Source organism: Methanoculleus chikugoensis, assembly GCF_019669965.1.
Classification (GTDB): domain Archaea; phylum Halobacteriota; class Methanomicrobia; order Methanomicrobiales; family Methanoculleaceae; genus Methanoculleus; species Methanoculleus chikugoensis.
On the sequence record NZ_AP019781.1, the window covers coordinates 1639662 to 1654865 of the forward strand.

Annotated in this window: 14 protein-coding genes and 1 tRNA gene; 8 read left to right on the forward strand and 7 right to left on the reverse strand. The window is 62.8% G+C overall.

Annotation, left to right across the window (positions count from 1 at the left end):
* Positions 1–23: 23 nt before the first annotated feature.
* Entirely contained in the window at positions 24–521 is a 498-nt protein-coding gene (locus MchiMG62_RS08260; RefSeq protein WP_221056552.1) for a metallophosphoesterase, read from the reverse strand.
* Between the two features lie 192 nt (positions 522–713).
* On the opposite strand from MchiMG62_RS08260, the gene MchiMG62_RS08265 reads away from it, so the two are divergent.
* Entirely contained in the window at positions 714–938 is a 225-nt protein-coding gene (locus MchiMG62_RS08265; protein WP_244987639.1) for a hypothetical protein, read from the forward strand.
* 29 nt (positions 939–967) lie between these two features.
* On the opposite strand, the gene MchiMG62_RS08270 is transcribed toward MchiMG62_RS08265, so the two are convergent.
* Entirely contained in the window at positions 968–2203 is a 1236-nt protein-coding gene (locus tag MchiMG62_RS08270) for a GNAT family N-acetyltransferase (protein ID WP_221056553.1), read from the reverse strand.
* Positions 2204–2211: 8 nt separating this feature from the next.
* A complete protein-coding gene (locus MchiMG62_RS08275) occupies positions 2212–3555 on the reverse strand; it encodes an ATP-binding protein (protein ID WP_221056554.1) in 1344 nt (447 codons plus the stop codon).
* A gap of 302 nt (positions 3556–3857) precedes the next feature.
* On the opposite strand from MchiMG62_RS08275, the gene MchiMG62_RS08280 reads away from it, so the two are divergent.
* Complete coding sequence (locus MchiMG62_RS08280) at positions 3858–5450, forward strand: NAD+ synthase (RefSeq protein ID WP_221056555.1); 1593 nt, start codon at positions 3858–3860, stop codon at positions 5448–5450.
* Entirely contained in the window at positions 5450–6130 is a 681-nt protein-coding gene (locus tag MchiMG62_RS08285) for an endonuclease III domain-containing protein (protein WP_221056556.1), read from the forward strand. The genes MchiMG62_RS08280 and MchiMG62_RS08285 overlap by 1 nt, the downstream gene beginning before the upstream one ends.
* A gap of 8 nt (positions 6131–6138) precedes the next feature.
* Here MchiMG62_RS08285 and MchiMG62_RS08290 read toward each other — a convergent pair whose 3' ends face one another.
* Positions 6139–6318 carry a hypothetical protein gene (locus MchiMG62_RS08290; protein WP_074369867.1) on the reverse strand — a complete coding sequence of 60 codons (180 nt, stop codon included), beginning with the start codon at positions 6316–6318 and terminating at the stop codon, positions 6139–6141.
* A 145-nt stretch (positions 6319–6463) separates the two neighbouring features.
* On the opposite strand from MchiMG62_RS08290, the gene recQ reads away from it, so the two are divergent.
* The 4 genes from recQ (at position 6464) to MchiMG62_RS08310 (ending at position 10904) form a co-directional block, all read left to right on the forward strand.
* A complete protein-coding gene (recQ, locus tag MchiMG62_RS08295; RefSeq protein ID WP_221056557.1) occupies positions 6464–8278 on the forward strand; it encodes a DNA helicase RecQ in 1815 nt (604 codons plus the stop codon).
* A gap of 135 nt (positions 8279–8413) precedes the next feature.
* Positions 8414–9331 carry an endonuclease/exonuclease/phosphatase family protein gene (locus MchiMG62_RS08300; protein ID WP_244987640.1) on the forward strand — a complete coding sequence of 306 codons (918 nt, stop codon included), beginning with the start codon at positions 8414–8416 and terminating at the stop codon, positions 9329–9331.
* A gap of 108 nt (positions 9332–9439) precedes the next feature.
* Positions 9440–9844 (forward strand): pyridoxamine 5'-phosphate oxidase family protein, encoded by a 405-nt coding sequence (locus tag MchiMG62_RS08305; protein WP_221056559.1) that lies wholly within the window; start codon positions 9440–9442, stop codon positions 9842–9844.
* 385 nt (positions 9845–10229) lie between these two features.
* Positions 10230–10904 (forward strand): flavodoxin family protein, encoded by a 675-nt coding sequence (locus tag MchiMG62_RS08310; protein ID WP_221056560.1) that lies wholly within the window; start codon positions 10230–10232, stop codon positions 10902–10904.
* A gap of 646 nt (positions 10905–11550) precedes the next feature.
* Here MchiMG62_RS08310 and MchiMG62_RS08315 read toward each other — a convergent pair.
* Both MchiMG62_RS08315 and MchiMG62_RS08320 read right to left on the reverse strand, forming a co-directional pair.
* Positions 11551–11635 (reverse strand) — tRNA-Ser (locus MchiMG62_RS08315).
* 39 nt (positions 11636–11674) lie between these two features.
* Positions 11675–12760, reverse strand: a complete 1086-nt coding sequence (locus tag MchiMG62_RS08320) for a hypothetical protein (protein WP_221056561.1) — start codon at positions 12758–12760, stop codon at positions 11675–11677.
* 28 nt (positions 12761–12788) lie between these two features.
* Between MchiMG62_RS08320 and MchiMG62_RS08325 the strand changes: the two genes are divergently transcribed.
* Positions 12789–13775: an archaeosine biosynthesis radical SAM protein RaSEA gene (locus tag MchiMG62_RS08325; protein ID WP_221056562.1), complete on the forward strand. Its 987-nt coding sequence runs from the start codon at positions 12789–12791 to the stop codon at positions 13773–13775.
* On the opposite strand, the gene MchiMG62_RS08330 is transcribed toward MchiMG62_RS08325, so the two are convergent.
* Complete coding sequence (locus tag MchiMG62_RS08330) at positions 13772–15001, reverse strand: ornithine cyclodeaminase, nickel-pincer nucleotide-dependent (protein WP_221056563.1); 1230 nt, start codon at positions 14999–15001, stop codon at positions 13772–13774. The genes MchiMG62_RS08325 and MchiMG62_RS08330 overlap by 4 nt on opposite strands.
* Positions 15002–15204 lie beyond the last annotated feature (203 nt).

Sequence of the window (15204 nt, forward strand, 5' to 3'; positions counted from 1 at the left end):
GCACCGCCTCTTTTTCACCCCCATCAGAGGGAGAGCAGTTCCACGTTCCGGGTTCCCGTATCCAGCACGGCGACGGTCGGCCGCCCGGTCAGGTAACCGCAGGCCTCGCCGGGATTGACGACCAGCGTCCCGCAGAGCGTTCTGACCTGCGCCTGGTGGGTATGGCCGTGAACCACGACATCGAAGGCTTTCCGCCCGATGAGCGCCTGCAGGAGTTCGCGGTCATCGCCGTGGAGCAGCCCCATCGTCATGCCGCCCGCGGTGACGGCGGCAAACGTGCCCCGCAGGCTGAGCCGGTCGTGCTCGGCGAACCGTGCCGAAAGGAGACGGTGATCGCCGTCGTTGTTCCCGAGGACGCCGATCATGGGCGACTGCAGATTCGCAAGCCGGGGAATGACGAACGGCGAGACGTAATCCCCGGCGTGAAGCACCAGATCTACCCGTTCCCCGTTCAGCTGTTTTACGGCCGCGTCCACCATCTCGAGGCAGTCGTGTGTGTCCGAGAGGATCCCGATGCGCATGTATGCTTCCCTGGACACCGCCACGATATATGGCTGTCTATCGCCGCCGGGGCAGAACAGATCCCTTCAGCACGGCCGTCAGGGATGCGCTACCATGTACACCACCCTGGAAATCCGGAATAGTATGACATAATCCGGCATTTTAAAGCGCAAAATCTTTATAAAACCGCCATCTGATACTGGAATAGGAGCATGTTTCCGGGATTGGCCGGGAGCACCGAGAGAATGGATCTAAAGAGGTATAGCATGTGGGCGTACATCAAACACTCTGACGGCAGAACAGAGGAGCGGGAGTTTCCTGCCGGGGTATGCATCGAGATCGGCGACATCCTCGAAGACGGATCGATCGTCATCGATGTCCCGTACCCCGACGAGATCGAAGACGATGCAGAATTCCCGGATCTCTACGACGACTGAATCGGGCGGAACGGTCGCGCGAGAACATGTTATCGCCGGAACCAGCCTGCGGCCCGGCGCATCGGCTGGACGTTCGCCCCCTCCATCTCGCCGAGAGCAAACGCATACCTTGCCCGGATCGTCGGCGGGAGGTCGCTCTCCGGTATCGATATGAATCCATACTCCCCGTAAAAATCGACGAGGTTCCTGACCGAGTGCATGTACAGGGTATCGTGCTGGCACGCCTCGACGAGTGCGTCCATCGCCCGCCGGGCATACCCCTTGCCCCGGAACCGGACCGGGGTGAAGACGCCGTCTACCTCGCAGCCGTCCGGATGCCGCCGGCATCGGGCGACAGAGACGAGGAACTCGCCCGCAAAGACCCCGAATATCCGATCCGTCTTCAGGTCAGCCTTTAGTTCGTGGTAATCAACCCAGATCTCTTCTGCAAGCGCGAACTCCTCGCTTCGCAGTTCCCGGGTCTCGACCGCGAGGTGAATCGGGACCGCCAGCACCAGTACCGGGGGCCTTACGCACTCCACGACACCGGCGGCGACCAAACCAAGCGATATGCTTCCCGCGGCATCACGCCTATCCATACGCGGGATGATGATCGCAGAGGCGCCGATTTCTTCTGCCACTGCGCAGATCGTGCGTGCCGGGGGTCCGGTACGCACCAGGGCCCGGAGTTTCCGTCCCGCCGGGAGCGTGAGGTCGTTGTGGAGAGCGGAGAGCCGGCCGGTCGCCTCCGGCTCTGTGCCTGCACGACCGGGTTCTACGACGTGCAGGAGCACCGCCGTCCCGTCTCCGGCGGGAAATTCCAGGAGTGAACGGACCTCCGGCGCCAGGGCAGTGAGATCCGTCGGCACCAGCAGTCGCGAAAAGAGCAGCGGTCTGCCCTCCGCCGGTTGCGGAACGACAAGGACGTGTGTTCTGGCATCCCGGAGCACGGTAGCCGCAACGTTCCTGCCGAGGAGGTTCCTGAGGAGCCCCTGGTTCCTGACACCCATTGCAATCAGATCGGCGCCCGTCTCGGTTGCGGCCCTGAGTATCCTCCCGGTAACAGTCGTCCCGTCGTTCTCCGCTATCACTACCTCCACGGAGAACCCCTGTCGCAGCACCAACTCCTGCATCCGGCGGATCGGACCGTCGGCGGGTATGGAGGCGGCCGAGGTCCGGACATGGAAGAGGATGACCTCGCGGACCCCGGGGACCTCGCCGACCCGCTTCACCATGGCTATGGAGGCTTCGGAGAGATCCGTCGCGATGAGTACTTTCTTAAACATGGTCTCCCTCAGATTATCCGGTATCCTTCCAGCGGTACGTGTATCTCAAACCTTGCTCCCGTGCCGGGTTCCCCGATCTCGCGGATCGTCATATTCGTGATCGAGAGGATCTCGCGGACGAGGAAGAGCCCGAGTCCCCCTCCGGCACAGGCGCCGTACTCGAAGATCCTCTCTTTCTCTGTTTCGGGGATACCCACACCGTCGTCCTCTACATAGATCAGGAGCCCGTCATCCCCGACCTGGTAGGTGATGACGACCTGCGAGACGGTCTTTCCGTGGCGAGCGGAACTCTTGATGAGATTCAAAAAGACCCGGTCGAGCATCGGGTCAGCGAAGACCTCGACCCGCTCCACCCAGGATCTGACCGATAACTCGGGCAGCAGGAGGCACGACGTCGCCTCCCGGATCGCGCTCTGCAGGGGCTGCCAGTCCGCCGGCCGGAGGCCGAGATCCTGATAATCCCTGGTGATCTCCGCACTACGTTGCACGACCAGGGCATCCTGTTCCAGGCCGCCCAGGTACCGGAGAAGGGCAGGATCGTCAAACTGCTGCACCCCGTCGCCTATCCGCCCAAGGAGTGTCGATATCCCCGCCAGCAGATCGTTCTGGGTGAGCCGTCCCAGCATGTTCAGCTTGGCGTTCGTCCGGCGGAGGGAATCTTCAGCATTTGTCCGGGCGGTGATATCGACGAGCGTGAGGATGATCCGCCCGTCCGGGAGCAGTCCTCCCGATTCGAGCACCCGGACGGCGACACCGTCCGGGCGGCGGAGGGGCACCTCATACCCGTAGACTGCACCGTCGCGGCGGACCTTCGCCTGGAACTCTCTCCATACGGCAGGATCGTCGAGGAACCGGATGATGGGCTCTCCGACCAGATCGTTCGCCCGGGAACCGAGGAGGGCAGCGCCCACGTAGTTGACCTCCTCGATGCGCGGTTCGCCGTCTCCGGGAGTGAGGATGAACGCCCCTGCTTCCGAATTGTCAAAGACCGCCCGGTAACGCTGCTCCCGTTCCCGGAGACCCAGGATGAGGAGCGATATGACTGCGCCGATTGCGACGAAGACCATCGCACGCGCGAGCGCCGCAACGACCGGTCCGGCGTCGCCCCCGGCGAAAGGCAGGGTCATTGCCAGGTAGCCCAGGGCGATGGCGAGCGAGAAAGCGATGCCGCGGCGAGGGAACCAGCAGGCGGCGAGCACGATAGGCAGATACATGAGGTGCGGAAAGACGCTCGTGATCCCGGCAACGAGCCCGGCAGCGTTTGCCACGAAGGCAATGACGACCGAGGCCGCAAGAAGGGGAAGACGGGCGTCCTCGCTTGCTATACCTGCGAACCGGCGCTGTCCGGCCATCAGGCTACCCGCCTCAGACCCGGGAGGGACTGTCTGCACGCAATCCGGGCGTACCAGGTTTGGATTTCTTCTTTACGGGAGATGTCATGCATGGTCTTTCATAAGGCGCTTTTACGTCTGGCCATTAAAACTGATCGCTCTTTACGCTGTCCTGATCCGGTATCGGCTTTTTTTACACTGGTTTCTCCGAGGAGACCCGGGGCCTCCGGGGTGTTCTGCACGCCCGGATAGGAGAATAAGGTCGTGCAAAGGCATATGCCATTCATTTCGCAATTACTGATCAGGATGAACCGGGTATAACCATGAAGATCGCACTTCTCCAGCTGAACACGGTCGTCGGCGACCTCGCCGGAAACGCCGACAGGATAGCGGCAGGCGTCGATGAAGCGGTCCATTACCGGCCGGACCTGATCGTGGCACCGGAGCTCTCCCTGCCGGGCTGCCCACCCCGGGACCTGCTGTTGCAAACGGGGTTTATCGCGCGCAGTCTCACCGTCCTCGGCGAACTTGCAGCCGACCTCAGGGATGCGCCCCCGGTTCTCGTCGGTTTCGCCGAGCCGAACCTCACCGGCACCGGCCGGCCGCTCTTCAACGCCGCCGCCCTCCTCCGGGACGGTGCGGTAAGTAAGACGTTCCGGAAGGCCCTTCTCTCCTCCGGCGTATTCGATGAAGACCGCTACTTCGAGCCGGGGCCCGGGATCCCGCAATCCCTCAACCTCGACGGGGTGACGGTCGGGGTCACCATCGGTGAGGAGATCCGGTGTGCCGGGCCGGTGCCGGAGGTGATCGTGAACCTCTCCGCATCGCCGTTTGCCGCAGGCCTGCACGCCCTGCGCGAGGAGGCGCTCTCGGAGATCGCAAGGACCCGCCAGGTCGCAATCGTCTCGGCAAATCTCGTCGGCGGGAACGACGATCTGGTCTTCGACGGTCGGAGCATTGCCGTTTCCGCAGACGGAACCCTCATCGCCCGCGGTGCGGCCTTTGCCGAGGGCGTCGTAACCGTCGATCTTGCCCGCCCCGTCCCGCAGGCGGTCGCTCCCGACGACCCGACACCTGAGGCGGAGATCTGGCGGGCGCTGGTCCTCGGCACCCGCGACTACGTCCAGAAATGCGACCTGACATCGGTCCTCATCGGCCTCTCCGGCGGGATCGATTCCTCGCTCGTGGCCGCCGTCGCCGCCCGGGCGCTCGGGCCGGAGAACGTCCTCGGGGTGCTCCTCCCTTCCCCACACACCTCCGCGGAGAGCATCGAAGACGCCCGGGAACTTGCGGCGAACCTCGGTATCGGGGTGCAGTGCATTCCAATTGCCCCTATGATGGAGGCGTTCGACGGCGCCCTCGCGGATGTCTTCGCGGGGCTTGCCCCCGACATCACCGAAGAGAACCTCCAGGCCAGGATCCGGGCGACGGCGCTGATGGCCCTCGCGAACAAGTTCGGCTCCATGCTCCTCTCGACCGGGAACAAGTCAGAGGTCGCGGTCGGCTACTCCACACTTTATGGGGATGCGGCAGGGGGGTTATCCGTGATCGCCGACGTCCCGAAGGGGATGGTCTACCGGATTGCCCGGTGGCTGAACGCACAACGCCCCGTCATTCCTGAGAGGGTGCTACAAAAACCTCCCTCCGCGGAACTCCGGCCCGGCCAGACCGACCAGGAGATCCTCCCCCCTTACGACCTTCTCGACGCGATCCTCCGCCGTCATATCGACTGTTTCGAGTCGGTCGACGAGATCATCGCCGCCGGGTATCCCGAGGAGACCGTCCGGGAGGTCGCGAGAATGGTCGATCGGGCAGAATTCAAGCGCAGGCAGGCTCCGCCGGGGATAAAAGTGACCGGCAGGGCGTTTTCCACCGACTGGCATATGCCGATCGCCGCGAAGCCCTGGTGGCAGTGATGGCGGTGACCCTCACCGACGACCTCAACCTCATCTACGACGCCCTCTTCGCAGCGTTCGGCCACCAGCACTGGTGGCCCGCAAGGACGCCGTTCGAGGCGATGATCGGCGCGATCCTCGCCCAGAACGTCTCCTGGACGAACGCTGCGCGGGCCGTCCGTAACCTCGAAGACGCCGGGATGCTCGACCCCCATCTCCTCGCTGCGGCCGATACCGCCGCCATCGCGTGCCTGATCGTCCCTTCCCGGTACTACAACCAGAAGGCAGAGCGGATCAGGGAGTTTTCCGCGGTCTACGTCGCCGAGTTCGGGGCCGACCCGGCGGCGATGGCGGCCGTAGAAACCGGCGAACTCCGCGAGCGGCTGCTTGCCCTCCGGGGGTTCGGGAAGGAGACGGCGGACACCATCCTGCTGTATGCCTGCGAAAAGCCGGTCTTCGTCGTCGATGCGTATACCCGGCGGATATTTTCACGCTACGGCCTCCTCCCTGAAGGGGCGTCCTACGACCAGACACAACAGTTCTTTGCCGAGAACCTTGAGTCGGACGCGGAACTCTTCAACGACTACCATGCCCAGATCGTGCGCCTGGGAAGCACCATCTGCAAAAAATCGCCGCTCTGCGACCGCTGTCCCATCCGGGAGGTCCGCGGGCCGCTCCGGTGTGCCGTGGGGCGGACGTAACCGCCCGCTCACTTCGCCCGGTAGATGTTCAGCCCGATCTTGATCTCCTCGTGCCCCGGCACCGGGACGTTCCCCTCGGTGGAGGCGATCGTGATCGACTTCCCGCTCTTGGACGCCCCGAACTCCTTTGCGAGGTCTACGCGTATGGTGAGAATGTTCTTCTCGACCGCCATATCGACGTTCTTCATCGTTTCCAGTAGTTGCGCTTCCCGTGGATATGCGCTTCGATCCGGACAGGAAAGAGAGTGCGGGATCCTGTCACCGCCGCCCGGAACAACAAACCCTATCCCGGCTTCCGCCCAACTCTATTCGCACACCGACTCCGATGAAGCAATGAATGCAAAATACAGTGTTCTGGAGAAATACTTCGGCTATACGTCCTTCCTTCCCCACCAGGAGGAGATCGTCGACACCGTCCTTGCCGGGCGCGACGTCCTCGCCGTCATGGCGACCGGGGGCGGCAAATCCCTCTGTTACCAGCTCCCCGCCCTCGTCTTCGGCGGGCTTACGGTCGTCGTCTCGCCGCTCATCGCCCTGATGAAAGACCAGGTCGACGGTCTCCGGGCAAACGGCATCCCGGCGGCGACGATCAACAGTTCGCTCGGGCGCGGCGAGCAGAAGATCATTGAGAGGGTGATCCTCGAAGGCCGCATCAGGATCCTCTACGTCTCGCCGGAACGGGCGGTGCAGCCGTTCTTCCTCTCGCTCCTTGAGCGTGCGGACGTCCGGCTCATCGCCATCGACGAGGCGCACTGCATCTCCATGTGGGGCCACAACTTCCGCCCCGAATACCGCCGACTCCAGGTGCTCAAAGAGCGGTTCCCCGCGGTCCCCGTCATCGCCCTGACCGCGACCGCCATCCCCGCCGTCCAGAACGACATCGCGGTGCAACTTGCCCTGAAAAACCCGGTCCGGTTCGTCGGGAGTTTCAACCGCAAAAACCTCACCTACCGGGTGGTGCCGAAGGCCCGCTACTTCCCGCGGCTGGTCGCCTATCTCGCCGAGCACCCAAACGATGCCGGGATCATCTACTGCTTCTCCCAGAAAGCAACGGAGGAACTCGCGAAGAAACTGCAGGATAAGGGATTCTCGGCGCTGCCCTACCACGCCGGCCTCCCCGACGCCGTCCGCGCGGAGCACCAGGAGGCATTCTCTCGCGGCGACGTCGCGATCATCTGCGCCACCGTCGCCTTCGGCATGGGCATCGACAAACCGGACGTGCGGTTCGTCATCCACACCGACCTCCCGAAGGATATCGAGTCCTACTACCAGGAGACCGGCAGAGCAGGGAGAGACGGGGAGCCGGGCGACTGCATCCTCTTCTATTCCCGTGGCGACTACGGCACAATCCGTTACGTCATCGAGAAGGAGGGCGGCGATGCGGTGCAGAAGGACGTCGCCTATCGCAAAGCCGGAGCGATGCTCGACTACTGCGAGACCGCCGGGTGCCGGAGGAAGTTCCTGCTCGCCTACTTCGGCGAGTCCTACCCCGAAGAGCGGTGCGGCGCGTGCGACCGCTGCGAGACAGAGATCCGGGTCTTTGACGGGACAGAGGTCGCGTCGGCGGTCATCGCCTGCATCCGCGAGACCGGGGAGCGGTTCGGCGCTTCTTACGTCGCCGATGTCCTCACCGGATCGAAGAATACGAGGATCCGCGAGAACGGACACGACCGGCTTCCTGCCTACGGCTCCGGCGGAGGCTACACCCGCGATCAGTGGCTGCTCTTCATCCAGGAGATGGTCGGGAAAGGGTTCGTCACGTCGACCGGCGGCCGGTACCCCGTTCTCGTGCAAAACGACCGGAGCCGGGAGGTGCTCGCGGGGGAGATCCCGGTACCGCTCGCAGAGCCGCGTCCTGAGGGCGTCGTCGCGGCACGGGTCGAGAACGACTACGACGAGATCCTCTTCCTCCGGCTGCGGCAGCTCCGGAAAATCGTTGCCGACCTCGACCACGTGCCGCCGTTCGTCGTCTTCCACGACCGGAGCCTCAAGGAGATGGCAACGTTCTACCCGGGCACCGGCGTTGCCCTCCTCGACATCTACGGCGTCAGCGAGGCGAAACTGAAACGTTACGGCAGGAGATTCCTCGACGCCATCGATAAGCACTGCACCGAACACGGGATCGGGCCGGAGCAGCGGAGCGGGTGACCCCGCCCTGCACAAACACCTTGAAATTGCCTCAACTCGATGTATTAATGAACAAGGAGTGCTAATATGCCATGTACAGGGCATATGCGGCTCATTTCATGGAACGTGGATCTCTTCCGCTCCGGTCTTAAGAGCGTGGAGAAGAAAGTCGAAGCGGTCTGCCAGCACTCGCCTGATATCGTCGCTTTCCAGGAGGTGACGGATCGATCCCTGCCGCTCTTCCGGGAAGAACTGGAGAAGTTCGGGCTGTTCCACTCCGTCGACAGCCTTGCGCTGGTGGAGATCGCGCGGGTGGCCTACATGGCCGAGCGGCTGAACGAACTTCGCGCGCGGGGCACAAACGATCCCTTTCAGTTCGCGTACAGCGCCTCCCGGCTCTCGGAACAGTACTCGCCTCCCGGCGAAGCAAAGGATTGCGGGTGCCTGATCGCGAGCAGGTATCCCCTCACGCCGCTAAACCCGCTGGACTTCGATATCCCGCGGAAACAGCGGGTGGTCTCCGCCGTCGTCAGCGCACCGGCGGGCGAGTTCGAGATCCACAACGTCCATGTGCCGACGGCCATAGGGAGCAGGAGGAACGAGATCGCCAAGGCCGAGACGCTGGTCGGGATCTACCGGCACCTCGCCGTTCAGTCGGCACGGCCGCGGATCCTCTGCGGCGATCTCCATATCCCGGAGGCGGAGCTTCCCGACGGGACGATCGTTCCGTTCTACCGCGACATCATCCCGGACAAAACCTACAGCACCACGATCTCCGAGAGCGACGAGTACCTCGGCCGCCCGAGACGGTGGTGGTACAACGCCGAGATGAATGTCCTCCCCGGTCTCGCGGAGTATGACCTCCCCGACGTCTTCCGGAGGCTGCACGGCTACCAGGCGAGAGAGTACAGCTGGTGCCCCGACCGCGGGCCCGAGGACGTGCCGAAGTGCAAACGCTACGACCACATCTTCGCGTCCGTGCGCCTCAACCCGACGGCGTGCTGGTACCTCCACGACCTGCGCGGGCAGGGGTTGAGCGACCACTCCGCCGTCGTGATGGACTTCGAGCCGTGAGCGGTGCGGCCGACGGGACGCAAGCCCAATCGGACTCACCATGACCGCTGTTTTCCCACAGGATCTATTTTTAAACCTGCAATCGAGAGATCATACCGGTGAAAAACGATGGTTGCACTTACTGAAGAGATGAAGACGGCGTTTCGCACAATGAAGGCGTTCCCGGTCGCCACTGCATCAAAGGGCGGCTGGCCGAACGTGGTTCCGATCGGGTTCGTCGAGCTCGTCGACGACGAGACGATCTGGATCGCGGACAACTTCATGAAGAAGACGCTCGCAAACATCCAGGAGAACCCGAAGATCTCTATCTACGTCTGGGGGCCCGAGACGAAGGGCTGCTTCCAGGTCAAGGGCGACGTCGAAATCCGGTCGAGCGGCCCGGAGTTCGAGAAGATGCAGTTCACTGTCCACTCGAAGATGGCGAAGGCACCGGCGAAGAACCTCCTCATCGTGAAGATCCGGGAGGTCTACGAGTGCTCCCCCGGACCGAAGGCCGGGGAGAAGATACTTTAACTTTTTTCTCCGGGATCCCTGCCGGGATCTGTCGTGGACAATCTCCGCGGCCCATGTAGGGAGCGATCGAAGGAACCCAAGGGTTCGTAAAAAGCCCGGCACAGCACTCTGTTGAAATGCATCACGCAACCCCCGGAGAACGCTGAGTTACCAATAGAGGGCAATAATGTTGCCTCACGCGAAGCCGCGAAGGACGACTTTCCGCAGGGAAAGGAGTTAGAACATCGTCAGGTGCGAAGAACGCGAAGGGAGGTCGATAATTTGACCCTCGGGGTGCTTCCTCAGAACTTTAGCGAAGCACTGCGTCTCGCGGCGAGCGCCGCCCCCCGTTCCGCACATTTTTCCCGCGCCGGAGCCAACGCATCCTCCGGGAAGTGACGGAAGAGTGAAGATAACTGCAGTTGTGGGAAGCCCGCGGGGGATGCGGAGCAGGACAAGAAAACTTGTAAATCTCGTGCTCGCCGGGGCAAAAGAGTCCGGTGCCGATATTGACATCATCGATCTCGGCGACCTGCAGGTCACCCCCTGCACCGCCTGCGAGAGCTGCAGCCTGGACGGAACGTGCGTCTTTGCCGACGATCTCCCCGCCGCGTACGACCGGATGCGGGATGCCGACGGGCTGGTCTTTGCCTCGCCGGTCTACGTCGACAACGTCAGCGGGCAGATGAAGGTCTTCATCGACCGGCTGGCGGACGCGATGCACTACCAGAACTTCGCCGGGAAGTACGGCTGCAGCGTCGCGACCACCGAGATCTCGGGAGGCGATGCGGTCACGGGCTACCTGAACCACGCGCTCAACTACCTCGGGGTGACGACGGTCGGGGGGATGAGCGTCGCACTCGGCAGCGACCCAGAGGCGCTCGACCGGGCGGAACCGGCGGCGCGCGATCTCGGGCGGCAACTCGTCCTCGCCGTCAGGGACCGGCCGCGCTATCCCGAGCAGGAGGCCGGGATGGCGGAGAACCGGAAGTACTTCGCCGAGATAGTGCGGGCGAACCGGGACTGGCGGCCGGACGGGTACGAGCGGTGGGTACGCGAGGGCTGGATCGGGGAGGAATAAAGAGACCGGCAGTCATTAGATCGTCTCGCCGGTACCGTTGGTTCCGGACCGGACATGGGGAGCTGTATCTTGCCATAGAAGAGCGGAACTACCGGTTCTGCTGAAACCGCGTTCCATCTTCATCCTTTCCTGATGAGGTTAACGCTGGGCCCGGCTGTCCCTAGGATCAACCTTTTTTCCTCGAACATCCCCATGCAGTGGACCGTGGGAGAATCGCCATTGGGGGTGGGGCTGACGGGGAGTGCGAGCGGAGCGAGCTTGAGCACCGATAGGTGCGAAGGGGGCACGCCCCCTCCCCTGTCTCCACCATACAGGGATCAGCCTACAACCCCACCCCGCCCGGCCTTCGGCCTCCTCATTCGCACCTAACGGTGCTCGAACTCCTGCCGTTCCGGCAGTCGTTCCCCGCCCCGAGGGGCGGGGGCAGTCATGGCGATAGGCGATGCCCCCTACGGGACATCGCTGGAGAAGATCGAAGGTCTTGGACTTGCGATGGACGGAACGTCCGGAGCACGAGCACCGCTAGGTGCGCAGCCCAGTGGAAAGCCGTGCTCCTGAGCACCCCTGATTGCGGCCATCTGGAGCAAACAGGGGGTTTCAACAAGGCCGAACTAACTTTCTTCAACGATTGGACGTGAATAATAGACGCCGGGAGGGAGATTTGAACTCCCGAGGTGCCAGGCACCAGTGGCTTTCAAGGCCACCGCCTTCCCGGACTAGACTATCCCGGCTCGCCTTAACCTATTGGTCACCGGACAAAAAAAGGTTGTTCATCCCCTGCGCGCGAAGACAACGGCAAGAAGCGCGAGGAGTGCGAGAGCAGCAGGGAGCGGCGCGGCCTGCGCAGGGGTGGGGGTCGCGTCCCCGAAGAGACCGGGCGCGGTCTGGCTTACCCGGACTGCGTCGGCGTTCGAGGCCGAGACCTGCACTGTGCCGCTGTCGTTGTAACTCATGGGATAGACCTTGACATAAACCAGGCCGCCCCGTGCGGCAACCTCCACGGTCTCAGGCTCGAGCATGCCCTTGTTGTTGACTTTATGGAGATTTCCATCCTCATCGACGTACTCGACCACCCAGTCGATCCCGGCCGAGGTCACGATCTTCACCGTGCCGCTTCTGGTGTCGACCTCGAAGTAGGCCGGGGCGGCCCGGCCGGCGGGGGAACTCGCGGAGATCATCGCCTCCGTCGGCGTCGGACCGGGTGTCCCTGCTACCACGAATACGGCGTCGCCGATGTAGCCTTTGGTATCGGAGAAGGTGACCTCGTACGAGCCTCCTTCGGAGATGGGCACCTCAACGGAGAACGCTCCGTTCTTGTCGGTCGCCACGTACTTCGGCCCGTAGACGATAAAGCCGTCGCGTTCGACCCGAACCTGTACGCCTGCGTCACCGAGATCCGCGATCGAACCCCGGAGGTCGAGCGTGCCGTCGAAGTCCTGGTTGCCCGGAGAGTTGATCTTGAGACTCCCGGACCGGTCGACCAGATTGACGATCTGCTGTTTCTTCGAACTGCTTCCAAAGGTAGAGAGCGTGGGATCGACGATCTCAATCGAGTACTGCCCCGGTTCGAGGCCGTCCGTCTCGAACGTCGTGGAGAACGACCCGTCATTCTGGACGGTGATAATCTTTCGTTCAATCTCGTGTTTCATATACTGGGCACGATACAGTATAATCTCCGTGCTGAACCCGGGATTGATCGTTGGTTTGGGAAGTCCCTCCACGATCGTGGTACCGGTAATTTCGAGTGTATCGCCGATGTACACCGTCTGCGGGGCACTGAATGAGATATATGCGGCCGATGCCGTACCGACGAGCATCATCGCGGCGATGATCGTCAGCCATGCGATCCTTTTCATATCATTACATCCTCGAATATGAGGTATAATGGTATCCAAATTAACCGAGAAGCCGCTGGCGTCCTGGCGAGGGAAAGACCGCTTTGACGGACGGATCCTCGATACCCTGACGGTTATCTTTCGAAGCGGCGGGTGCTCCTGGAACCGGTGCCGGATGTGCGGCTACCGGCACGAGCGGTATCCCGACCTCCCGGGGGAAGAACTCGCCGAACGGATGATCCGCCAGGTCCGCTGGGTGAAAGAGAACTTCCGCGACGAGGACTACCAGGTGCTCAAGATCTTCACGTCGGGGAGTTTCTTCGACCCCGGCGAGGTTCCCCCCGCCGTCCGGCGCGCAGTCGCGGAGGCGTTCCGCGGCAAGGCCGTGATTGCCGAGACACGGCCCGAGTACGTCGAGGCCGACGCAGTCCGCGAGTTCCGGGAAGAGATCGATACCGGCGACTGGGATAAACCGCTTCACGTCGCCGTGGGCCTCGAGACCACGAACGATCTCATCCGGGAGAGGAGCATCGACAAGGGGTTCTCGTACGCCGACTTCCTCCGCGCCGCAGAGGTCGCCCACGCCGCCGGTGCGGGCATGAAGGCCTACCTGATGATGAAACCGCCGTTCCTGACCGAACGCGAGGCACGCGACGATATGATACGCTCGATCAGGGACGTCGCTCCCGTTGCGGACAGCGTCTCCATGAACCTCTGCACTGTCCAGAGCAGGACCGAGGTCGAACATCTCTGGAAGCAGCACGCATACCGGCCGCCGTACCTCTGGAGCGTCCTTGACGTGCTGATCGCCTCCCCGGTGCATATCCTCTGCGATCCTGTCGGCGGCGGACAGATGCGGGGGCCGCACAACTGCGGCGGCTGCGACCGCCCGATCGTGAAGGGGATCGCCGACTACTCGCTAACCGGCGACGTCGAACTCCTGCGTGCCCTGGCGGAGACGGAGTGCGGGTGCAAAGAAGAGTGGGAGTTCGTGCTGGATCAGGAAGAGCCGTTCTGTATGCCGCTCACCCGCTAGCACTTCTCCAGTTTCTCCAGCTGCTCGCAGAGCAGCGGGAGGAACGTTCCCGCATCGCTCACGACGCCTATCGCCTGCGTCGTGCCCCTGTCCATCAGTTTCGTAACCGATGCGGGGTTGATGTCGACGCAGACGGTCTTGACGTACGAGGGGAGGCAGTTCCCGACGGCGATCGAGTGCAGAAGCGTTCCCACCATCACCACCATCCCGAGATCGTGGATATGGCAGCGCATGGTGTCCTGCGCCTCGACGACGTCCGTGATCGTGTCGGGGAGCGGGCCGTCGTCCCGGATGGAGCCAGCGAGCACGAACGGGATGCCCTTCTTCACGCACTCGTACATGATCCCGCCGGTGACGAGCCCCTGGTCGACCGCGTTCTTGATGGAGCCCGCCCGCATGATCTCGCTGATGGCGCGGATGTGGTGCTTGTGCCCGCCGGTGACGAGCGTGCCCGTTTTGACGTTCATCCCGAGCGACGTGCCAAAGAGGTTGGACTCGATATCGTGGGTGGCGAGCGCGTTCCCCGCGAAGAGCACGTCGATGTAGCCTTCACGGATCATCGTTGCGAGAGCGTCGGCCGCTCCGGTATGAACGATGGCGGGGCCGCCGACGAGCGCAATCTTCTCGCCTTTCCTCTTTGATCTCAGGATCTCGCGGGCGATCTTTCCGATGATCGCCTCGCTCGGCCGCTCGGACGAGACGGTCCCGTGCATGAACTCGAAGGTGCTGACTTTCCTCGGCCGCTCGGGGTAGACCACGCGAACCCCGGTCTCGCTGACAACGACCGCATCCCCCGCCTTGATCTTCGCTATCGGGGTGCAGATCGCGCGCTTCTCCTTCTCGTCGACCACGATATGGCAGTCCATCTCGATGCGTTCGACGGGCAGCCATTCGTCCCGGTATTTTACAAAGGTCGGGTGATTGGTGGTCGAGTAGAACCCCTTCGGCAGGATCCGGTCGCCCTCTGCCGGTACGAGGGTGACGTCGCCGATCTCGGGGGTACGCGCGCCGAGCCGGTGCAGTTCGGAGAGGATGGCGTCGAGCAGGTGATCGTCGGGCGCCGTCACGCGCAGACGTGCGTAACTGGTGTCCGTCTTCAGCTTCCCGACATTGAACGTGAGGATCTCGAATTCGCCTCCCATATCCATGATCCTGTCAAACACCAGGGTCATGACGCCCGAATCGATGATATGGCCTTCTAGCTCGATTTCCCGGCAGGATTCCATGTTATAAAGATGGGTGATAGTCCGATAATACAGTTTCCCCGCCGGCCTCTCCCCCCAGAACACTGCCCCAGCCGCCGGTCCGTGACGATACTCTCCCGGGTGAGTGGCGGCGCGCACCGGTCCCGAGGGTGGGAAAACTTCGGCGCTCAAATTCTCTTCAGCGGGGTCGAGTGCGACAGGCGGGACGTCAGGAGACTGAGACA

Coding starts and splice junctions, on each gene's coding strand:
- MchiMG62_RS08260 (WP_221056552.1), bottom strand. CDS start 521: ATGCGCATCGGGATCCTCTCGGACACACACGACTGCCTCGAGATGGTG.
- MchiMG62_RS08265 (WP_244987639.1), top strand. CDS start 714: ATGTTTCCGGGATTGGCCGGGAGCACCGAGAGAATGGATCTAAAGAGG.
- MchiMG62_RS08270 (WP_221056553.1), bottom strand. CDS start 2,203: ATGTTTAAGAAAGTACTCATCGCGACGGATCTCTCCGAAGCCTCCATA.
- MchiMG62_RS08275 (WP_221056554.1), bottom strand. CDS start 3,555: ATGGCCGGACAGCGCCGGTTCGCAGGTATAGCAAGCGAGGACGCCCGT.
- MchiMG62_RS08280 (WP_221056555.1), top strand. CDS start 3,858: ATGAAGATCGCACTTCTCCAGCTGAACACGGTCGTCGGCGACCTCGCC.
- MchiMG62_RS08285 (WP_221056556.1), top strand. CDS start 5,450: ATGGCGGTGACCCTCACCGACGACCTCAACCTCATCTACGACGCCCTC.
- MchiMG62_RS08290 (WP_074369867.1), bottom strand. CDS start 6,318: ATGAAGAACGTCGATATGGCGGTCGAGAAGAACATTCTCACCATACGC.
- recQ (WP_221056557.1), top strand. CDS start 6,464: ATGAATGCAAAATACAGTGTTCTGGAGAAATACTTCGGCTATACGTCC.
- MchiMG62_RS08305 (WP_221056559.1), top strand. CDS start 9,440: ATGGTTGCACTTACTGAAGAGATGAAGACGGCGTTTCGCACAATGAAG.
- MchiMG62_RS08320 (WP_221056561.1), bottom strand. CDS start 12,760: ATGAAAAGGATCGCATGGCTGACGATCATCGCCGCGATGATGCTCGTC.
- MchiMG62_RS08325 (WP_221056562.1), top strand. CDS start 12,789: ATGGTATCCAAATTAACCGAGAAGCCGCTGGCGTCCTGGCGAGGGAAA.
- MchiMG62_RS08330 (WP_221056563.1), bottom strand. CDS start 15,001: ATGGAATCCTGCCGGGAAATCGAGCTAGAAGGCCATATCATCGATTCG.